At 36.0% G+C, this 23394-nt stretch carries 19 protein-coding genes; 14 read left to right on the top strand and 5 right to left on the bottom strand.

The features are described 5' to 3' along the window. Positions 1–11 precede the first annotated feature (11 nt). The 5 genes from GLP24_RS14820 to GLP24_RS14800 all read right to left on the bottom strand — a co-directional run bounded on the left by GLP24_RS14820 (position 12) and on the right by GLP24_RS14800 (position 4809). Entirely contained in the window at positions 12–2387 is a 2376-nt protein-coding gene (locus GLP24_RS14820) for an Ig-like domain-containing protein (protein WP_101767611.1), read from the bottom strand. A 98-nt stretch (positions 2388–2485) separates the two neighbouring features. Further along, on the bottom strand, positions 2486–2884 hold the full coding sequence (locus GLP24_RS14815; RefSeq protein WP_101767610.1) for a TraR/DksA family transcriptional regulator: 399 nt from the start codon (positions 2882–2884) through the stop codon (positions 2486–2488). 17 nt (positions 2885–2901) lie between these two features. Then, a complete protein-coding gene (locus GLP24_RS14810; protein ID WP_101767609.1) occupies positions 2902–3336 on the bottom strand; it encodes a hypothetical protein in 435 nt (144 codons plus the stop codon). Positions 3337–3442: 106 nt separating this feature from the next. Next, the gene (locus tag GLP24_RS14805; RefSeq protein WP_144043145.1) at positions 3443–3922 is read right to left on the bottom strand and encodes a hypothetical protein; all 480 of its coding nucleotides are present in this window, start codon (positions 3920–3922) and stop codon (positions 3443–3445) included. A 38-nt stretch (positions 3923–3960) separates the two neighbouring features. Continuing rightward, entirely contained in the window at positions 3961–4809 is an 849-nt protein-coding gene (locus GLP24_RS14800) for a thioredoxin fold domain-containing protein (protein WP_101767589.1), read from the bottom strand. A gap of 526 nt (positions 4810–5335) precedes the next feature. Here GLP24_RS14800 and GLP24_RS14795 point away from each other — a divergent pair. From GLP24_RS14795 to GLP24_RS14730, 14 genes are all read left to right on the top strand, one after another. Beyond that, positions 5336–6121, top strand: coding sequence for a hypothetical protein (locus GLP24_RS14795; protein WP_101767587.1), 786 nt, complete (start codon positions 5336–5338; stop codon positions 6119–6121). Continuing rightward, positions 6103–6324: a hypothetical protein gene (locus GLP24_RS14790; protein ID WP_232569134.1), complete on the top strand. Its 222-nt coding sequence runs from the start codon at positions 6103–6105 to the stop codon at positions 6322–6324. Before GLP24_RS14795 ends, GLP24_RS14790 begins: the two co-directional genes overlap by 19 nt. A 110-nt stretch (positions 6325–6434) precedes the next feature. Beyond that, complete coding sequence (locus tag GLP24_RS14785; protein WP_232569135.1) at positions 6435–11570, top strand: DEAD/DEAH box helicase family protein; 5136 nt, start codon at positions 6435–6437, stop codon at positions 11568–11570. A 134-nt stretch (positions 11571–11704) separates the two neighbouring features. After that, entirely contained in the window at positions 11705–12148 is a 444-nt protein-coding gene (locus GLP24_RS14780) for a hypothetical protein (RefSeq protein ID WP_101767567.1), read from the top strand. 539 nt (positions 12149–12687) lie between these two features. Continuing rightward, positions 12688–13878, top strand: coding sequence for a ParA family protein (locus GLP24_RS14775; RefSeq protein ID WP_373322872.1), 1191 nt, complete (start codon positions 12688–12690; stop codon positions 13876–13878). Next, positions 13878–14963, top strand: a complete 1086-nt coding sequence (locus GLP24_RS14770; RefSeq protein WP_167388505.1) for a ParB family protein — start codon at positions 13878–13880, stop codon at positions 14961–14963. The genes GLP24_RS14775 and GLP24_RS14770 overlap by 1 nt, the downstream gene beginning before the upstream one ends. A 658-nt stretch (positions 14964–15621) precedes the next feature. After that, complete coding sequence (locus GLP24_RS14765) at positions 15622–17469, top strand: ParB/RepB/Spo0J family partition protein (protein WP_101767564.1); 1848 nt, start codon at positions 15622–15624, stop codon at positions 17467–17469. Between the two features lie 93 nt (positions 17470–17562). After that, positions 17563–18069: a hypothetical protein gene (locus GLP24_RS14760; RefSeq protein WP_101767563.1), complete on the top strand. Its 507-nt coding sequence runs from the start codon at positions 17563–17565 to the stop codon at positions 18067–18069. A gap of 50 nt (positions 18070–18119) precedes the next feature. Continuing rightward, a complete protein-coding gene (locus tag GLP24_RS14755; protein ID WP_101767562.1) occupies positions 18120–18335 on the top strand; it encodes a hypothetical protein in 216 nt (71 codons plus the stop codon). Positions 18336–18400: 65 nt separating this feature from the next. Continuing rightward, positions 18401–19765, top strand: coding sequence for a hypothetical protein (locus tag GLP24_RS14750; protein ID WP_101767561.1), 1365 nt, complete (start codon positions 18401–18403; stop codon positions 19763–19765). A gap of 131 nt (positions 19766–19896) precedes the next feature. After that, a complete protein-coding gene (locus GLP24_RS14745) occupies positions 19897–20118 on the top strand; it encodes a hypothetical protein (RefSeq protein ID WP_101767560.1) in 222 nt (73 codons plus the stop codon). Further along, the gene (locus GLP24_RS14740; protein WP_101767559.1) at positions 20118–21413 is read left to right on the top strand and encodes a hypothetical protein; all 1296 of its coding nucleotides are present in this window, start codon (positions 20118–20120) and stop codon (positions 21411–21413) included. Before GLP24_RS14745 ends, GLP24_RS14740 begins: the two co-directional genes overlap by 1 nt. 175 nt (positions 21414–21588) lie before the next feature. Then, complete coding sequence (locus GLP24_RS14735) at positions 21589–22344, top strand: hypothetical protein (protein WP_101767558.1); 756 nt, start codon at positions 21589–21591, stop codon at positions 22342–22344. A 226-nt stretch (positions 22345–22570) separates the two neighbouring features. Then, the gene (locus GLP24_RS14730; RefSeq protein WP_167388504.1) at positions 22571–23344 is read left to right on the top strand and encodes a PRTRC system ThiF family protein; all 774 of its coding nucleotides are present in this window, start codon (positions 22571–22573) and stop codon (positions 23342–23344) included. Positions 23345–23394 lie beyond the last annotated feature (50 nt).

The raw sequence follows: 23394 nt of genomic DNA, 5'->3' as shown, positions 1-23394 counted from the left end.
TTCAACTTACATCATTTACTGAATTTAGAATTGAGCTGAGGGATATCAAACATAAAGTTTGCCTCACCTTCAGCATTTCCAATCGGCGTCACAAAAGTATTAATTTCACCGGTATCACCAAGATTCATTTTTATCATTTTCGTTTCTCCTGGAGTAATATTTTGTCCATTAAAAACAACAGAATAAGGAGAGTCGGAACGGAGAGTGAAAAATACTTCTTGGTCACCAGTAGCAATAGCCCCACTATCAGTACGAAGTACGTTACTCTTAATTGTGGCTACCGGAATATCTTTACGGTCCAAAAGGGGCGTGTTTGATGGTAGCGTTTTAGAGCGGCCTACTTGCAGCCAGTTTGCAGGGAAATACTTAAATTTTTCCTGATAAACTCCCGTATTATCAAAAACATCTTTTGCAGTTACTTCTAACGTGTAAAAACCAGTGTTATTAGTAGCTGGAAATAATCTTGGGTATTCAGCTCGATATATATTATCCCCTAAATCAGACCAAGCTAGATAAACCTTATCTTTAGTCGGTCCACCCTCCAGCTTAATATTTGTGATCTTGGCTTTATTAGCATCACTCAAGGTTATACGTAAATTCTCTAACCCATACAGTTCTCCCTTTAATGGCTTTCCTTCACTATTAAAACTGATATTAGGCGCACTACGATCTACTTTAAAGAGTTCTGTTATCGTTTGAGTTCGAGAGTTTCCATAGACATCTTTAACGAAAGCGTCAAGTCTATATTCACCCTCAGGTAATGACGTTAAATCGTAAGAAACCCACCATTTTTGATAAGTCGGCTCATTACTATCTTTAAGCTTTAAATTGATTTTTTTATGGTTATTGACGTCATAAGCATATATGTATTTTTCGCGCGGCAACCACCATCCACGACGCCAATCCTGTACGGCATCAGCATCATAGACCACCATTTCGGCATGAACTTTATCCTGCTTAATACTCTCAAAAACAGGTGCATTCAAATCCCAATATTCATAACTATACGTATAGTGATTTGAAAACTTCCCATCGCTTGATGCAATATAAACTGGATACGGGATATAACCACGACCAACCAAATGTTCATGGGGGGTGCCACTTACTACACAAGTGCTTTGATTGGCAGGTACAGTACATGTGCCTGTGCTACCGATAGTAACCTTTTGTTCATAGGAGCGAGGAGAAACCCCAATTTCAATTTTATCAATCGTATAGGGCGTGTTACGAGTAATGTTTGTGCCGCTATGCCACGAGTCATCCTGTATGATATGTTGTTTCATACTTACGAACGCAGGACCTTGTTCAATATCGTTTGCTAATTTTACATTAATCCAACTCTGATTCACTAAGCCACAGTTACCCGCTGTAGTTGTAAACTCCCAATATGAGTAGGTTCGAGGTATGGACGCAGACGCTTCAAAATAAGCATATTGTTCATCACTGGCTGCAGGGGTAAATATATAGCCAAATTTAGACCCTGAAGTATGAGTGTTTTCGCTACGAGGTACGCTAACTCTGAATTTATATGGATTGGCATAAATCGTCATACCTGATTTATATAAATCCCATTTATTCGTTTTTGGATTAAAAATGCTGTGGATCTTCTTTTCTCCACAGACTCCGTTAAAATCTGAAATACGATGTTTTTCTGTAACGTTACCCGCCCGATCAAAAACTTTAAAACCAATATCATAACTGGATCGGTTTTTATAAAACAAATGTCGGTATGTCCCACCTGAAGGTCTTAACCATGAAGCAACCCCCGTAACTGGATCTAATAATACTGGGGTTTCTAATGTTTTATCTGTTCCAGCTAATTTCGCCGTGAAATAAGCTTTATCTAATCCACTATTGCTATCTGATACACCAGATACCGATAGTTCACGTTGCTCAAGATAATCAAACATAGCAACATTACCGCCGCCTTGAGCCAATACTTTATGCGTAATATCACCAGTAATGACAGGACCAACAGTATCAATATCCACAGCAAAATCATTACTCTGAATAGCTTTATTATTCATATCCAAAATTTGAGCTGTAATGGTGTAACGCCCATCACTCAATTTTTTATCTGACACAATCGACTTACCATAGAAATCTCGACCATTAACGGTCATTCGATCATGAATATTAATAATTGAGCTTGTAATTTTATCAATTTCTAATCCACTAGCATCTTTAACTACAATTTGAAGTTTTCGATCTAATCCACCACTCAAAATGTAAGTGATCGGTGTAGAAGCGTTTAAATATGAAATATTTTTAGGTATAACTGTTTTAGGTTTATTAGCGGAGTCTGTAAAACCAAACGTAACTAATTCTGCGTTAGCTAAACTGGGTAACAACCCTAATAATAATGTAGCTATAAGAGATTTTTTCATAAAAAAATGCCTGAATAAAATAATTATTCAAGCATTTTAATACGTAACAGATATGTATAATTTTGATAATGGGTGATATTTACATACCAATTCCGCAATTAACCAAGGCAGGTTTCCACTCGATTAATTTTATTCTTTAATTCTAGCACTCTCATACATTCTAAACAGTATATTGATTCAGGGCAGATCAGTAGGCGGGGATACGAAATATCCACACCACAACTTGTACAGTAACCAAAATCTTCCGTGTCATTAATTAAAAGAGTCATCGCTTTACGCAATAATTTTATTTGGACAGTATCTCTATTTTTTAAAATGATATTTTGATTTCTATCATATTCAAAATTAGCACGATCAATCTGATCACCATCTCTATCTTGTGAACTCATTACTGTATATGTACTTAAACGACTTTCACTATCATTAATATTTTTTAATATTACTGTTTTGATTTTTAATAGTTGTTCTTCGCTTAAAATATCGTGCGATAATGACATGGTACATCCCTTTTAATTTATAATATTTTTCTAATCGTGCTAATCATTGGTGCGTAACAAATACCGTCCGATGACTGTGTTTTTAAAATGATTTCATTAAGCGCGGGTCTATCCCACTCATCAATCACTAAATATTGACCTTCTTGGTCAAACACATTGGAATCTGATTGATTCAGTTCCCATGTCGGATCGAAATAACATTCACCAATTTTAATAATAGCGTGTTGGACAGGTAAAACTTTCGAGGCAACAGCTAGAACATATAGAGCATTATCGAACAATCCACTATTAACAATACCAAACACGTTGTCATAACAGCGCCCGGCTTTACTAAATCTATTATCTAAGATTCGTTGTTTTAACCTATCAGGTAGTGGTTGTATGTTAATAATACCCTTAACACGATATATGCCATTAACTCTAGCGAAATCCATTAATGAATACTTGGTCATGTTCACCACCTTGAAATTTGTGGCGACATAATAACGTTGTTCGTTAAAATCGCAAGAGAAAATATAAAATAATCAAGTATAATGCAAAAAAAACCGCCAACGGCGGTTATATTAATCCCTTTTCACAATAATCAGAAAAAGGTCGCATCCTTTTTGATACGTAGCCTAAATTCCTTAATCGCATGTCAACTTTAGCCACGGCTAGTTTCCGTTGAGTTGTATTAATCATTTGATTAAACACGATAGCGGCATATTCAGAGTAATCATCATCAGAAATACCTAATGCGATGCTACACCATCGAGGAGCATCCATTGAGTATGTATAATTAATAATCTGTGTCGGTGTTTGCGCTTGCATATACTGTTCTAACGCCCAAGCATACCGTCGCAACTCTGTTTTTAGTAGTGGATTACCAATTACTGACTCATCAATAATTTCATCAACATCATCACGGACATTATTAAGATTATTATCTTGGCCGACAATCTTTAAATCTTTAGAACTATCATAATCATTTGTTGCTGTTATGGCTTTTGCGTATGTTGATAACGACAAACCCACAAATCCGACGATTACAGTGGACAAAACAATGTTCTTTAGATTAATCATCGTCAACCTCGATCCTATTTTCCTATACGTTCAGCATTTAACTGTTCAGCCAAAGCAATCAGCTTACTTTGTTCCATGATACCGCCAACATGCACTTTGCCATTTAACATATAAACTGTTGCTGGCGTTCCCTTTGCGCCTAATCTCTGCATTAATTCTGAATTACCTGAAATTGCAGCTTTGGTTGCTTCTGTTGCTACAGATACTATCGGTTCAGACTTATGAAGAGAATCTACGTGTAGATCCCAAGCTTCAGACGGATTAGCTTGGTCGAACACATGTTGAATAACACCATTACTTTTTTCAGATAGAAATGAAACCGGTACCCATTTAACGTTTAGTCCATTTTTAATTAACGGTTCTAGTTGCTGATGGTACTTGGCACACCAACCGCAGAATGGTTCAACAAAAACATACATTGTACCTTTGTCGCTTTTATATTCAGGATGAGTATTAATTACGCCCTTATCACTCAAAATGTCTTTATAAATTGCGGAGTAATCAGGTTTAGGCATTTTTTCATTCAAATACTGATCTGTAATATTGTATCCGTTAGCATCGATTAACGGTCCAGCAATGACCATGTTATCGTTTGTAGCCCAATACAGATGGTACTCTCCATCGCTCTCAACTAGATAACCAACATAATTTCCATGTTTAAAGGTTTCAACTAATTTAACCACCCCATTTTTAATTAGCTGTTCTAGCTGCGGAGGTGCAATTGCTGCATGTTTAACTTCAACCTTTTGTTTATCTACATCTTTTGAATCTTTAGTCGAATAGCTGTACGCATTAAATGCTGTTCCACACAAAAATGATCCGAATACGCTAGCGACAATTAAACTTGTTAATTTTTTTTTCATTTTTTAGCAACTTACTTAAATTTAATTTGATACGCGCCAGTGCTCATTATAACTAAATGAACATGGCTTATGATGTTATTTAGATAGGTATGGTTATGACAATTAAAAATGCTGGCTATCTTTTTAGCCCAAATAGCATTAATCATTACGGGGGTGGTATGGCCATGAACATTAATACAATAAAGGCTCACAACAGAACATCCACAAATCATACGTGCTTGCAGAGAAAATGACTTTGTGTTTTTAGAGCAGTGAAAATCCCACAAAGATGAGGCTACATCTAAGAGCTCCATCTTTGTAGTATTCATAACATCGCATTCATTAATCATCAATCAATATATCCTACTAAATAATTCAACCGCATAGTTTAAAAAGAAAAAACAGATAAACCATCTCAAAAAGCATAAATATGAGGTGGATTTTGTAATTAACATACGAAACTATACTAATAGACTATCAAAATAGCACACGATTTCAAAAGTTATTGTTAATATGTCTTCTGCAAATCAATAAAGACGACAAATCGATGAACAAAGCTATCATAACAACAACATTAATTGACATTGTTTTAATGTATTTACTTTACTCTCTGCAACATTTTTCTTTTAGCATCCATGTAAGAATGTTTTCTAAAGGTATAAATTCATCTGCTATTATTGGCACACCAATACATGAACTAAGTCACTGTTTATTATGTATATTATTTAGGCATAAAATACATAAAATTTCGTTATACAGTCCTTCTGCTGATGGTACTCTAGGTAGTGTGGTTCATTCATTTAATAAAAATAATTTATTCGAAACTGCGGGGAGTTGTTTTATTGGTATTGCGCCTTTATTTGGTGGAGTGTTAGCGATTTACTTAGTGAACAACATCTTGCTTCCCGGTTCAAACATCAATAATATTTTTCTTAGTGTAAGTACGATAAAACTCAGTGGTTTGACGACAATATCTAATTGTATGCTGCTTACTATCAATGAACTTTCAAGAGAGTTACTTACATTTTTAACGTACGATTCTTTTTGGCGATTGGTGGTATGGGTCTATCTTTCAGGATCTATTGCATTGCACATGTCACCATCTAGAGCTGATCTTCATAATAGTATTACTGGTATTATCGCTATGGTATTAATCCTGAGTGTTAGTTACTTACTATTACCGCAACTAACCCTTACTTTTATTTTTAGGTTACTATCTACACTAACAATTATACTTATCATTTCTTTAATTTTAGCTTTCATCACCTTAATTACTACACTCGCCGTTGAGGTGGCAGTTAATGCAATTCGCAAATGCACAACAACCCATTAATGGTTGCTTACCCTTATACCTTCAAAGTTGCCCGTTATTCTGCGGTATTCCACTTACCCTTATACCTTCAAAGTTGCCCGTTATTCTGCGGTATTCCACTTACCCTTATACCTTCAAAGTTGCCCGTTATTCTGCGGTATGTCACTTACCCTTATACCTTCAAAGTTGCCCGTTATTCTGCGGTATGTCACTTACATAATTAACGAGTTTAAGCCGATAATTCAATAAGTTGTACTAATAAAATGGGGGTAGCGCGTATAGAAAACCATGTGAAAATATTTGTACAAGTTAATTATTTATACGTAGGTACATTATGTTTTCAAGTTTAAATACTCAGGCTCAAAATGTTAAAACCATTGTATATGGTAGTGGTCAAACAGCCTTATTTTTTGGTGACGATGAAGATCTTAATCGCTTCACTGATCGTTATAATAGCAATCATAAGAAAGATTATATTTTAACAGCGGCTAAAGATTTCCTTTTGTCCTCGGCCTTAACAATGCCGACAACACCAAGTCAACGTTTTAAAGCTAACGTAATTGCACTAAAAATATTAAAAACGTTACGTGAGCGTAATAGTGCGGCTACTCTATCCGAGCAACAAAAACTTGCTTCTTACTGCGGTTGGGGGGCTATAGCTTCTATTTTTGATAACTCAAACAAAAAAGAATCTGACAAACGCGATACCTTAAAATTGTTAATGAACAATGATCAGTACATAGCTGCAAGAAAATCGACCACCAATGCCTTTTATACACCTCATTTTTTAAGTAAGGCATTATTCAAAGCAATCGAAAAATCAGGGTTTAATGGCGGCAATATTGTTGATCCTTGCGCGGGGGTTGGTGGCTTAATTAATGCTATGCCTCAAGATATGCTTACAGAATCTAATTTAACTCTTGTTGAATTAGACGATCTTTCAAGTGAGATATTAGAACATTTATACCCATCAGCGAAACTGTATGCAAAAACTGGCTTTGAGAGTCTACAGTTTAAATCCAATACAGATTTACTTGTAATCAATCCCCCGTTTGGTTCAGATAAAGTGTTTGATGTTTACAACTCAGACTTAAACGGATTAACTATCCATAATTATTTTATGTGTAAAGCAGCCTCTTTGCTGCGTGATGGTGGTTTAATGGCAGCCATTGTCACTACATCATTTCTTGACGCTAAAAACCCCACAGCTCGAACACAGCTTGCCAAAATGGGGCGTATTGTCAGTGCATTACGCCTACCTATAGAATGTTTTAAAAATCACGCAGGGGCTAATGCATCAGTGGATGTTATTATTTTTCAACGTGACGAAAATATCAACGGTTATGCTGACTGGATAAACACACAAACTGTATTCACTGACACAAATGTTCAATACGAAATTAATAATTTCTTTATAAATAATCCCGATCAAGTGTTGGGTGAAATGGTCAGTATCGGCAATTTTGCAGGTAAAGGCATACAATGTGTAAATAACTCAACAGATCTAGTGGGTGATATACAGACAGCCATAAAATCACTTATTCCCGATGGTATTTATAAAGAACCTAATATCGTCGTCGAAAAACAGCAAAACTTTCTCGATGCTGTATTTCCAATTTACACCGATGTTACTACTACTGATTATATTCTTGTCGGTGGTTACTCGGTTAATACATCAAATGATGTGTGCATTCGTATTGCTGACTCAGAAAATGGCGAAAAATTATTTGAGGTTTGTCAGGAGATCACAGGTAAACGCGCAGAGCGAATTAAACTTATGATCCCAATTAAACAAATATTATCTAAATTACTAGAAAAAGAGCGTTTAGATAATGCATCCGAACAAGAATTAAACTCCATTCGCAATGAACTTAATAATGTCTATGATGCTTTTACTTCGAAATTTGGTTTTATTAATGAGTCAACGAATAAACGGGCGTTTAATAAAGATCCATCATATACAAATATAGCCGCTTTAGAGTTAAATTTTGAATGTGGAGTAACTAAAGATCAAGCGAAGCGTTTAGGTGTTATCTACACGCCACCAAAAGCGACCAAAGCAGCTATTTTTTCTCAGCGTGTCATTTCACCTTTTAAGTTACCAACACACACAGAAACCGCCTTAGACGCTCTATGGATTACATATAGTCAATTTCACACCATCGATTTAAATAACATCGGTCTAATGTGCGGTAAATCTGAAACAGATGTAAAACAAGAATTAATAGGCTCTACCATTTTTAAAGATCCGCAAACTAATTTATATGTTTTTAAAGATTCATACTTGTCAGGTGATGTTAAAACGAAACTAAAAATTGCAACAGAATCCGCGAAAACTGACTCTCAATACTTAATAAATTGTACGGAATTAACAGCAATTCAGCCAAAAGAAGTAAACGCAATTGATATTAAAGTCGATATGAATGCGGGTTGGCTCCCAAAAGAAATTGTTTGCCAATTTATTTGTGAAACATTAAACGCGCAGAGTGTGGAAGCTGAATATTTATTAGGGATCTGGAATATTAGGTGTATCGGTGTGCCGTATTTAACTGACACACAAAGATTTGGTCTGCCAAACTATACCAGTACAAAAATCATCACTCGTATGATGCAATCACGTAATTTAATTGTGACATACACAATTGATGGTAAGCGTTATGTAAATAAAGATGAAACCGTACAGGTCGAGGGTATCGCCAGCGAGATCCGTACCTTATGGCAGGAGTGGGTCTGGAAAGACAAAACAAGACGGTCTAAATTGCAGGACCTTTATAACGAACGTTTTAATCGATGGGTGAAGCCTCAATATGATGGTTCGATGCTAACTTTACCCGACATGAACGAGTCAATAAAACTACGCAAACATCAATTAACTTGTGTTCGAAGAGCACTTGAACAACCTACTCTTCTCGCTGATTTGTCAGTTGGTAGCGGTAAAACTTACATGTTTTCAACGACTTGCCACGAATGGCACCGACTAGGATTAAAAAAGCGTACTGCCGTTGTCATACCAAATCATCTAGTTGAACAGGTAGCGAGAGAGTGGTTACACCTTTACCCTACAGAACAACTTTTAGTATTGTCTACCGACGATATGAGTTCAAAAAATCGTATCAGCACACTGAACAAGATCAAGACAGGTTCAAAGATTGTCATTATCCCACAATCAACATTTAAGGCAATACCATTACCAGTAAGCAAGGAAAAGGAAATTCTCGAAGAAGAAATAGAGGCAACTAGAGACGCAGTTGAAAAATTATCATCAAAAAAATTCAATGTGAAAAAAATGGAGACGTCTTTAAAAAATCTTGAGTTCAAACTTAACACCTTAATTAATCGTAAGGCGAAAACAACAGAACTAGATTTTGAGGATTTGTTGTTCGACTCAATTATTGCGGATGAAGCACAATCTTATAAAAACCTACAATATCAAACAGTAGCGTTAAGTGGCGTTCGTGGTTTAGGAAACTCTAACGGTTCTCAACTTGCTTTCGATATGTACTGCAAAATTAGATTTTTAAGTGACAAGTATGAACATGCAGGCGTTTTATTTTCAACGGGAACACCAATCTCAAATAGTATTGCTGAAATTTTTACGGTTCAGCGCTTCTTGGATTATAAAAATCTAAAAAATATGGGATTACATCACTTAGATGCATGGGCGAATCTTTACGCATCCGTAACTTCTGAATTTGAAATATCACCATCAGGAACAGGATTTAAACCGACAACACGACTTAGAGCGTTTAATAATTTACCTGAATTATCAGCAATGTATGGGTGTATAGCTGAAACAGTAACGGCAAGTGAGCTTAATGAATACCTACCTTGCCTAGATGGTGGTTATCCAATGATCCCACCGTTGAAAGGTGGTAAGGCACAAACAATTTTTGTTGATCCATGTGAGACACAAAAATATTTTATCGATAAATTAGCAGACAGAGCAAAGGATTTTAGAAATTCACCAATCAATAACGATAATATGTTACTCGTCATGTATCACGCTCGATGTGCAAGTCTTGACATGCGTATACTGGACTCAAGCGCCCCTGTAAACTCAAACAGTAAAGTTATTGCTTGTGCTGATAAAGTCAAAGAACTTTACACACAATACAACGCGGAAAAAGGAACTCAAATTGTATTTTGTGATCTTAGTGTTCCGAATAAAGATAAAAAAGCACTTAAAGCCAAAATCATAAAATTAAAGGCATTAGCCGATAACGGGGATGAAAAGGCACTGCTCGAACTAGATACAATCGGTTTTGATCAAATTGAATCCGTTAACTCCAACTTCTCGATCTATGATGATTTAAAGCAAGAGTTACTAAACAGAAATATTCCTGAAAATGAGATCGCTTTTGCTCAAGATTACAGGACACCACTATTAAAAGAAGAATTACACTTACAATTAAACTCAGGCGTTAAACGTGTTGTTATTGCTAGTACGACACTGTTAGGTACAGGCGCTAATATCAATAAAAAAGGTGTTGCCGTTCATATGCTCGACCCAACTTATAAGCCAAGTGATATGGAACAGAGGGCAGGACGTATTATCAGACAAGGAAACACATTGTATGAAAGTGATCCTGCAAACTTTAAAGTTAATGTTATTTACTACGCTACCCGTAACAGCCTAGATAGCTTCTTATACCAAACGTTAGAAAATAAAAGTAAGTGGATCGAGGCTTTTAGAACAGCAAAATTAGACGAGCGTACTATTTCAGATATAGCATCCGATTCACTTACATTTGCTGAAATCAAGGCAGAAATCAGCGGAAACGTTCTTATTCTTGAGCATTTGCAGCTTAACAAGGAGATCACTAAACTTGAAACACAACAAAAACGCCATTCTCAACAACAACACCACTATCAAGATAGTTTGAGTAAAAATGAGGCGTTAGCAAACAGACTTATTAATACTCTAAAAGATATTGAATCTGATATTCAGTCTTACGAAAAGGCAAAGAATACTGATAGTAAAATAATTAATGCAACATTTAATAATGTTATGTTCCAAGACAAGAAAGACGTATCAGAGCATTTATTTATGAAATGGCTTGATTTCCGTTATAAGGCTGGTCACTCAACTCGTGACGTTGAGAGTGGTAATGTTTTAACTATCGCGGGATTTAATATTAATTTTGAAAAAACTGTTAATTGGAATAGAGATCAATACACGGTTAACGTTACAGGTAAAACAAGTTACTCGATTGAAATTCAAGATGTAACCGAAATTAAACTAATAAATGTAGTTATGTCTATTCTTAATAATCTAACGTCCACTTTGGAATTTAACAAACGACTTCATGAAGATACATTGAAAGACATTGTTACTGCCAATGAAAATATTGGCAAAGAATTTATTTATCTTGATAAATTGATCGGTGTGCGTAAACGTCTTATTGAGGTAGAGCGTGAACTTATAGGTATTCAGGATGATGAATTAGAACAGAAACAAAAAGTAGCTTAATTACAATTGCACTTTCAGGAACGGATAACATTAAAGTCTAAGTAACGGTTATTGCTATTACTTAGGCTTTTTTAATTGCATTTTTTTAGTCATTAACTAACAATTACTACAACTTCAACGAATAGCGTTTAAAAATGAAAATTTTAACTGTATCGATTGCTATATTGTTAGGTGGATGTAGTTCACTGACGACACCACACCTTGTTAGAGATATGTCTAAAAATGAGGTTCAATTCATCAAGACCACTGGTAAAACTTGCCCTGTATGTAGTAATGCACTTACAGCAATAAATCAGACGATCAGACGTAAATGTTTAAAAACATTAACAGTTAACGAAATGAAAAAGATGCAGGATAACAGCTCATTGTATAGTTTTGTTGTTGCTCTCAACTCTTTAAACCCTCCAATGGAATACACAGCTAAAATAGCCATTAATGGTATGGATTGTTTAAATTATAACGACGGACTCTACAAAACGGCATTACCCATTTACAAGCAAAACATAAAAGACAGAAAACAACAAGCATCGAATCAGCAACATCTTGATCAATGGTTGCAAGCCGTTATGCGAATGTGAAGCAACCCACTATTCATGGGTAGTCGTCCACTATTCATGGGTAGTCATTATTGATTAACTAATGATTGGTAACGCTTCATTTGCAACCAAAATATTATTAACAATAATCATGGTTGGAGACTTACGATTTATTATGATGCCGACAAAAAAGCCGAACTCAATATTAGTCCGGCTTTTCTGTTACGATAAATTTAAAAATATTGCTGTAATTTCTCTTTGCATTCTTCCGTTATTGCCTTACGAACTTCAGAACTCTTATTGAATGGCAGTAATGATGGACAACGAATTAGGCGCTTTAAAATGTATGTTAATGACAACAAATTTGTTTCATCTATTTCTTCCACAATGTACTTGTGTACTTTTCTGATAGTATCAAACTGAATATCAATTGATTCGTAATTAATGGGTTTCACCTCGGCCTGGAACTTTCGCGTGTTTTCGTTAAAATCACATTTTCACGATTTATATCAATACTCACACTTTTTGTTGGTAACTTACTAAAGTGTGGTACTATAAATTCATCATTACATTGGAGCTATATCATGTCACGTAAAATTACAGACGTTTTTGGCAAGTTAAGTGAAGGTGCTCGTGCTTATAGAGAGGCACGAAATTCATCATTATTTGAAGGCAATCAAAAAGCGCCCAGAACATTTACAAAGCAAGAGACTCTAGACTATCTGCAAAATCCTAGTCATCGTACAGTTGATTCTTATGTTCAACACCTTGGAATAGATCCAAAACGTCATGACCATTCAGCTTGGATGCTTGATATTAATGAGGTGTATTCTTTACGTAATTCATTCCCATCAAATGTAAGAAAGTTTAACGATAAATTTGAACGTGCTGATAAAAAATGCCAAGTTATTGTTATTCAGAATCAAAAAGGTGGAGTTGGTAAAACAGTCACAGCTGTAACAACTGCAAGTGGTTTAGCGACTGAGTATCATGAGGAATATCGTATTGGATTGATCGATCTTGATGGCCAATCAACAGCAACGATGTATTACACTCAAAATACGGATGATCATTTATCTATTGGTGATTTAATCACTAATAGTTATGAGCTGGATGATAATGAAACAGAAGTAGATGCAATTAAAGATGCATTTCAACCGACATCAATTCCAAATCTGCGTATCTGTCCTGCATCGCAACGAGATAGAGGCGTTGATGGCTGGTTTCATAAACAATTAGCTGCTGGTCACTTGGATAGTCCATATAAACAACTTGAACGCATAATAGATGCTGTTAGAGATGACTTTGACGTTATTATTATTGACACCCCTCCTTCGTTGTCATTCATTACATTAAATGCATATTATTCGGCAAGTGCTGTAATTTTCCCTCTTGGCGCAACAGAAAATGACATGGACGCAACATGTGGTTATTTTGAGTGCATCAATGAAGTTGCTGATATTTTGGACTCAGCCGGAGGTCACAAAGGTTACGATTTTGTTCGTGTGTTGATTACAAACTATAAAGAAGATACTGCATACATTCAAATGGCGAACAAAATACATAAGTTTTTTGGGGAACATGTGTATTCGACAGAATTTAAGCACTCTATTGCTGTACGTGAGTGCTCATCTTATATGTGTACGTTGTTTGATATATCGAAAAGCGAATATCCTAAAACTAAATCATCCTTTGCATCTGCAGTAACAAATGCGTATTCAGTTGTAAGTAAAATACACTCAGACATAGTTACTGTATGGGAGTCAAAATAATGGCAAAACCTCGCGGTCAAGGTAGCATTGTTGCATCTGCTGCAACACCTGAATATATTGAGCAGCAAAAAATAAAAGCGGCAGTAAAGGGTTTGAGTGATTTTTCTGCTTTAACTGAATCTCAACAGTTAGAATTGTTACAAGAACGATTTGGCGATCGTTTCACATCTAAGAAATCATTTCAGTGGACGTTAAAATCTGGTGAGACTCGCACGTTTTATGAAATAAATGTGCCTTATGAAGATCTTGAAGCAAAAACGACAGTCACTTTTGAAATTAATGGACGTGAGCAATCATTGTTAACAACAGTGACACTATCAGATCTCGATTCCATGGAGATTCAACAGCATTATCCTGCCATTGGTTATTATAATGAAGAGGGTAAAATTGACTATGCCGATGGTTCTAGACGTAGAAAGCGAGTCATACTCTCTAATGGTAAAATTCCATTTTTAAAGTCATGGGTAACTGATGAACCGATCAGCTTATCTGATGCTCGTGCACTGGCAAAAGATTTACAAACAGCCAAAGAGCATAATCTTTGGGAAATTGGCCAAATGGCCAAAACATATCAACAAAAACAACCTGGTATTACGCAAGATGCGATAGCTAAATTATTGGGATATAGTCGTACTAAAATAAATCGCGCGCTAAAAGCAGTGATGGTAGATGGACGTATCATTGCTTTATTTACGGATGTTAGTGAATTATCTCATGCAGACTATGATGTACTGATTAAAGCACAAGAGAAAGCTATAGATCGTAATGAGCTAGATGATGAAATTGAGATATTAAAAATTGATATAGCTGAGCATTATAAAAAACCTGATTTTGATAGTCCCTATAATTTAATCATTAAAACATTCAAAGCATATTTGTTAGCGAAAAAACCAAAAAAAACTGTGATTAAATTTAATGATATTGAAAAATTTGCTGACAAAAATACTTTTGCGAAAGTCAAAAAAGAAAAACAAAAAGTAACATATACATTTAGTCGTTTATCTGCTGAATTTACAAATAAGCTTGAGCAATTTATCAAGCAAGAGCTTAAAGATGAAATAGAACGCAACGATAAAGACAAATAGAAGAGAGGTTGCCTATAGGCAACCTTTTTTATTTGCACTACTTGTTTTTTTTGACGTAACTCATTGATGTTAAATGAATTATTGGTGGAATTTATTGGATTGTGCAAGGTGGAATCCCTTCTTAATCTTATCATTTATCCTTTTAATGATGAAAGATATAACGCATCCAGAGGAAGGTCGGGGTATTTGTCTGACCTTTTTTATTACATCGTATCACCCCTGATACGATGTAATGCACCAACGAATCGTATCACCCCCTGATACGATGTAATGCACCAACGAATCGTATCACCCCTGATACGATGTAATGCACCAACGAATCGTATCACCCCTGATACGATGTAATGCACCAACGAATCGTATCACCCCTGATACGATGTAATGCACCAACGAATCGTATCACCCCTGATACGATGTAATGCACCAACGAATCGTATCACCCCCTGATACGATGTAATGCACCAACGAATCGTATCACCCCTGATACGATGTAATGCACCAACGAATCGTATCACCCCCTGATACGACCTACTGTAAGCACACTACAACAAAAAACACTATTCCCCTACCCACTAGCGCAGATCAAAAAGCATGTAAAAATAGATACAGAACGAGGCAACGTCCTCCCTTATTTTGATGGATATGTAGAGATTTAACGATGAACAAGAATATTGTTACAGATGCTAATTTTGACTTTTCTAAGATTGCTAATGGTGCTGCTATACGAGTTGACCCAACAATCATTGATGATCTATCTATCGGTGGAAATCACCGTCGTAATGAGTCTCGTAGCGAGGAGTTTCTTGATTCAATTAAAACAAAGGGCATTCTTCAATCTCTAACCGTTCGTCCTAATCCACTTAATAAAAACCGCCTTGAACTTTGTGCTGGTTACGGTCGTAGAAACGCAGCAATACAACTTGGTATTTCTAATGTACCAGTCGTTGTTTTTCACTACAACGACAAAGAGGCGTTAGAAGCTCAACTTGCAGAGAATAAACAGCGTTCTGATATTTCGATTGTTGATGAAGCTGATCTTGCTCAGTCCTATTATTCGCTTACCAATGGGGATTTAAAGCAAGCAGCTCTAACGCTCGGGGTTAGTGAAGCGGTATTTCGTGACCGCTTACAGTTAAAGCGTTGCACCGAAGCTGTTCTGGACGCATTAGCAGATCCCTCAACTCCTGTTACTGCTGGTCATGCGTTAGTGTTATCAACGTTTGATGAAAAAATGCAAAACATCACTCTTGATGCAATCATCAAAGATCCAAATACGTACACAGTCAAAGAGTTAAAGATTCGAGCGTCAAAACGTTTACTGCCACTTGCTAATGCCCCATTCAATAAGACCGAGTGCGCGACTTGTATTCATAATACGGGTGAACAATTATCACTAATGGCATTTTGTGATGATAACGATTCAGATCAGAAATGTTCAAACCCTGCTTGTTTTGATAAAAAAGCTAAAGAGTGGGTTGCTACCACACGAAAATCAGCAATCGAAGAAAAGTACGGAAAGACGATTTTGTGGGATGTAAAACCAGAATCAGATCGTATTGAAGTTAAAACTGATGCTGTGGGTGAGCAACAATATAACGGAGGCTGCTTAAACTGTGAAAACAAAGTGAATGTTGTAGACGACAGACCGATGCGGTGGGGTAATTTCTTGCTTAACCAATGTATCGACACCGACTGTTACAAACAATGTGTACGGAAACGCCAAGAGAAAGAAGCCGAAGAAGAACGATTGCAGATAGCGGCAGATAAAGAGAAAGAAAACGCTCAAAAAGCCGCAGCCGATGAAAAATCTCGTTTATATCGTGAAATGCTATCAGGCGGTGATTGTTCTATCAAAGAAATGCACGATACCGTCAAAACCATTGATCAAGGTGTTGATGATGTAGTTAAACAACAACAGCAACAGATTGATGATGTTAAAAACGAATATGAAATTACAGCGAAACAATCGACAGGACAGCAACAAGATAATCGACTGGTTTTACGTACTGCTAGTGCTAAACGATTAAGTAATGATCCTCAATTTCGTATGGCTCTTACATTAGCGAGTCTTGCTCATTCTACTGGTTATAAGGAATTAGGCTCTCATTCGTCACTTACTCAACTTACAGCAACATGTATGAAATTATCAATTAAAGATATTCAATTACACATGACTCGTGCCGTTGAGTTTTTCGCTTATGAAAGTGAAGCGAATAATGCGACAGATTTAATGATTCACGTACTATCACAAACAGATGATAGCAAAACGTTAGCAAAAAATGAGTGGCAACCAACTGATGCTCGATTATCTATTTATAACATCGCACAGATTAAGCAATTGTGTAGTGCAAGTGGATTTGCTGTAGCTTATGAACAACAAAATGGTGATGGTTCTTTTGATAAGTTGTTTAAGATGAAAAAAACAGATATTACAAAAAAAATATCGTCTTTCAACTACGACTGGACGGACTTTGCTCCTAAAACGCTAATTAAACAACTTAAATAGTACGAGTTGCGCGTATAGAAAACCATGTAAAAATAGTTACATCGAGAGAGAGGGTGTTACCTCTCTCCTATTGAATTTATCAGGATAATAAAAATGAACTTACAACATATCTGCGACTTGCTTAAAAATGCTGGCTCTGAACGCGCAATTATCACTATAAATACTAATGGCGATAATGCTTCTGTAATTCTAACAGTACCAACATCAAACACTGTTGTTGATATTAAAAATTCAGCACAGGTAGAACTTCGTAATGCACTATCCATTCCGTTAGCTATAAGTGGTCAAGTTGCAGAAGTTGATGCAGCTTTTAATGAATCAATCGCAGACTATGCGCAAGTGTTTATCTTAAATAACTCTGAGTTGAAAAATTCAGTTACTACAGTTAAGCCAGTAACTAACCGTTCGAATAAATCAAAAACAGCAGAGGTAACAGTCAAACCTACAACGCCAATTAATAACGTTCAAGAATCTCCAACGGTTAAAGTTAAAGACAATGCCAACGTTAAATCTGAGCCAGAAAACGCAATTAAGACCCCTACACCAGCACCAGATGATGCTTTCAGTATAGGTTCATTTTTCGATGTTCAACCTCTTTAACAGCTAAAAACAACACTCAATCTTAACCGCCAACCTTGGAGATTCAAAAAATGGCTACTATTAAAAAAGCTGAACGTAAGTTTAAAATTGGTATGACTGAAATTAACTTTCCTGCACCAGATGCCGACTTACAAACAAACGTGCGCATTATTGCAAATCATTATCCTCAATTGCGATTCACTCAGGTCTATGAGGAAGATGCACAATTGCTAAACGGTTGCATTGTTTATCCAATTATTATGCCACCAGTAAAAACGAATGGTTAATTAAAGAAAAGGCGTAGTCGAGTTACTGCGCCTTTTTTACTTATTAATATTGTGGATTAATGACAATGACAACATTTCAAATTTTACCTAAAGCTAAAGGCGCATTTAACACTACCACTGCTAATGTAATGCCACTACAACAAGTTGAGACTCCGTTTTACGCTAAGGCGGTAAAGTCAAAACTACGCCTATCAGAACAAGCCAAAGCTAAAATTGGCATATTTGACGAAGCAGAATATGTTGCTCCAATTTGTAATGAAGTTACTTCCGAATATGGCTTTTGGGGTAATTTGTGCAAGTGGTCATTGAAAAATGATGTAATTAACAAACAGCAAATCAACGACTTCATTTCTTCGCCAATTAACAGCCAACAAGATGATAAGGCGTTAGTTCTTATTAATGATGTAATGGGTAGTATCAATAAAACCGCCCAGTCTTGTTTAAAACGTTCAGCGACTATTTTTTCTGACATTGAAATTAATGAGGTATTGGCTCAATGGTTTAAAGTTGATGATAGCGAATGGGGGATGAATGTTAGCTTTTTTCAACAGGGTGAGTTTGGTAATGATTGTGATGAAAACGGTGAGTCAAATGATGGAATGGCGATTAGGCTTGCTAGTGATTGTTTTGTAGGAACCCTATCGTTTGATATAGATAATGGTAATCCCAAAATTTCAAACACACTATATAACATGCTTACAGATTTAGCTTCGTTGGCATATAAAGCGTCTACTTTTGAAATGATTGAGCATTATGGGGTCATTGCTTGGGATTTGGCTGATTTTGGTGAGGATGTTATTACTGACTTTGCGAAAGAAATAACGCAAGAAAATTTTGATGAATTTTCAAAAATTATGGAATCATCTGAATATAACGAAATTAAGGACGAGGTTAGTAAATTAGCACCAAAGGCAATGGCTAAGTACGGTTTAGATTTTCACGATGAACTTCCCCTTCGTTCATTACAAGAATATTTAGACGCAACTAAATGCCTAAGTCTTTATGTACGTAAAATACCCAAAAACAATTCATCAATTACAACGTTATTTGCTGCCTACATCCAAGAGATTAAATGTCATTTACGTCATGTGAAATGGTACATATCGGAACGCGAACAGAAAAAACTCAACTCTATCGTAATGGTCATACAGCGAGTTATTGATAATTATGATGCCTCAGCCGAGGGTGATAATAACGCATGGATTAATGGTTCAAATATTTCGTTGTATGAGTCAAATTTTATCTCGTTTGGAACAAGCACCGAAGATTATTTTTTAGATAATATGCAAGATAACAATCAATGTACTGGTGAATTAGCTTGTCTTAAACTTAATCTGCATAGTGAACATGATTATGAGCCATTATTAAAAAACATCTGTTTAATTAATACTGCTCTCATAGCATTAGCACAAATAATCAATCAAAATTAATTTTTGTAATGTCCTTACAATAATCCCGTAAGGACAGTTCCCCTCCTTATATTGCCCCCCCTTAGTACAACTAGCGCACATCAAAACTCATGTAATAATACTTGTACATGAAATCATGGTGATCATAACCGATGAAAGAAAATGATTTAGAGCTACTCGCTAAAATAGATTCTTGGCAGCTATCGTGTGCCGAGAGTCAAAAGAAAAAGAATCCACTCACAAGATCTAACGCAGGGGAACAACAATGGAAAGAACATCAGCAAGCATTAAAAATCCACTCTCATTTCAAACAATGCAAAACTTCAAGTCGAATTTTGGATCTACCAACCACGGCACTACCACCGCTAATGTAATGCCACTACAACAAGTTGAGACTCCGTTTTACGCTAAGGCAGTAAAGTCAAAACTACGCCTGTCAGAGCAAGCCAAAGCTAAAATTGGCATATTTGACGAAGCAGAATATGTTGCTCCAATTTGTAATGAAGTTACTTCCGAATATGGCTTTTGGGGTAATTTGTGCAAGTGGTCATTGAAAAATGATGTAATTAACAAACAGCAAATCAACGACTTCATTACAGCTTCACTTGACACTCAAGATGATAAGGCATTAGTTCTTATTAATGATGTAATGGGTAGTATCAATAAAACTGCTCAGTCTTGTTTAAAACGTTCAGAGGATATTTTTTCTGACATTAAACTTTCTGATGATATTGATCATTGGTATACACGAAATAATGATTACGGATGGGGATTTAATATTGAATATAATAGTGACAACTGTTTTGGTGATGGCGAGGATGAAAATGGGGATAGTAATGAGGCTATGGCGATAAGGCTGACCTCTGAATCATTTGTTGCAACAGCAGGTATGGACATAAGCAATTATCCAACTGCTATATCTAATAAACTCTATAATATGATCACAGATACAGCAGCACAAAGTTACAAATCGACCACTTTTGGCATGATATTCGATTATGGATTAACGTATTTAAACTATTCATTTAGTGATTGTGATGAATCTATTGTTGATGATTTTGCTATAGAAATAACGCCTGAAAAACTTCCAAAATTGAAACAACTACTCAATGAACAGTTAGATATTGAGGTTCTCTGTAATGCAATTACAGAAATAGCTCCGAACGCAATAAAAACTCACGGTAAAACCATTACAGAAACGGAAATAGTCGAATCGTTATACGACAATCTTGTAGCTACAAAATGTAATACGCTATTTATCTCTGAGCCTGTTCGTTCTGAGTTAAACTTTAAAGATCGTCTAAAAGTTCATTGTACTGAATTAAGCGAAATGATTGACACTTTAACTATAAGTGACAATGACAGAAATAAGTTAAACATCGTGTTGTCTATATTTACTCGCGTCCATGAAAACTTCGATATTAACGAATATAACAACACTAACGCATGGATAAACGGTTCAGATACCACTCTTTATGATTCTAATTTTGTTTCATTCGGTACAGATATTGAGGACGAGTTTTTGAATAATATACATGAAAACGTAATGTCGAATGGGGAGGATGCTTGCTTAAAATTAAATTTAATGACCGATGAATCATATATACCAATGATAAAAAATTTCACATTAATTGATCGTGCGTTAATTTCAATGTCTGATTTATTGTAACGTCCTCGACATTCCCTGAAATTGGGCGAGGTAATTAACTTACGATGTTACGGGGGGTAATTAACTTACAATTAATCCCTTATTCATTCCTCTATTTAAAATATTACAGGGTTGCGCGTACCAAAAGTCATGTGACAATAAATGCAGTTAATAATTAAACATTTAAGGTTTCAACATGGCTCTTACAGTGCAAAATGAAGTAACAGATATATCATCACAACAAACTGTGGCACAGCCTAAATCAGCCGCACCAGATTTCGCTATAGTGTTTTATAGCGGCACTATAGGTCAAGAGTTCATGACTCGCCATTCATTTAACAAACAGAATGAAATGGGAATTGGAGAGCTTATTGATGGTGAGCAGCTTCATTCCATTTTCAATAATGTACATTACAAAATCAAATCAGAGCAGAAAGAAAAAAAAGTAAAGCAGTTAATTCCTGACAATGTTTTATTTGATGATTTTGAACAAATGATTTGGTACACAAAATCACAAACACGCCCTATGTGGTTTCGATTCGCTGGCTTACCTCCTTTTTGCTGCAACGTTGTGTGGACTCCTATGTTATGGTCACTAGACAAAACTAACAAGAGATTACATGTTTTTGCGTTAGATTCAAACGACCGTCCAACGTTAGATACGTGTCTATATCTTCCACCGCTTCCGAACGTAAATGCGCATGGTTACTTATGTCAAGGCACTGCCAATTTACCGACTGATCTCAATTTTTCAAACATTCAAAACATTGAGGCTACATTATTTGATAGCGCATTTGCTCACTGGTGGAATAACCAGCCATTTACTTCTTATGATCCAGCCGCACCAGTTAAAGACTCTTTAAATTTTTGGCGTAAGCGTGATGGTAAGGATATGCCTGTTGAGATCGAAGAATTGATTTCATTGAATATCAAAGTTAGCGATTTAATGTAATTAATCGACAAAACTCCAAGATAATCATAAATAATCTCTCATGGTTTTTAAAGGTTACAGGGTGTAACAAATGTTGCACCCAATCGACGGAGATGCACTATTCTGAATTGTTTGTGCATTACGATACTGGTGAACCTGTAGGGTATCAATGGTCACGCAGTTGCGCACCTGATAAACCATGAGAAAATATTCACATCAACTAACTATTCTTTTTGGACTAATAAAAATGACAACTCAAATGCTAATGCCGATTTCATGGGGTGATAAAGTTATAAACATTACGCTTATTGGTTGTGGTGGAACAGGTTCAGCTATGTTAACTGAGCTGTTTCAAATGAACGGCATACTGAAAGCTCTAGGCGGCAAGGGCATTCATGTTACAGCGATTGATGGTGATGAAGTTAGCACTTCAAATGTATTTCGTCAGAACTTTTGGGCGCACGATGTTGGCTTAAATAAGGCTGAGGTTCTTATTTCAAGATTTAACATGTTCGGTGACTTGAATTGGGATTTCATACCGACATACATTACAGAGTCTTCATCGTTACCATCAACTGATATAGTTATTACCTGTGTTGATAAGGCATCGGTTCGACTTACTATTAATGATGTAATTAATAGTAGAATGCGTCATCTCGATGGCTACTGGCTCGATTTAGGCAATGATAATCACACAGCGCAAGCATATTTTGGTAAAGCGTTAAGTGGTAAAGAGATTCCGTCACCGTTCGATTTATTCGGTAGTCAGTGGGAAACAATTTCTGAAACTGAGCATGAAGTACCATCATGCTCAACAGAAGAAGCAATAGCAAAACAAACATTTGGTATCAATTCAATGTGTGCTAAAAGCGCGGCATCCATGCTCTTATTCCCGTTCTTCCGCCAAGGTCGATTAGAACATAATGGTATATTTATCGACTTGCATGAGGCGACAACAACTCGCATGAATGTCGATCCTATTGAGTGGGGATTTTATGGATGGAAGCCAACAAATAATTAATACTAATTTATGCACCTATTGCTTGCGATATTAACATTTAATGTTAGTAT

This window comes from Photobacterium carnosum, assembly GCF_021236965.1.
Lineage (GTDB): Bacteria > Pseudomonadota > Gammaproteobacteria > Enterobacterales > Vibrionaceae > Photobacterium > Photobacterium carnosum.
The sequence above is the reverse complement of the archived record's forward strand: the minus strand, read 5'-3'. Positions and strand labels throughout refer to the sequence as shown.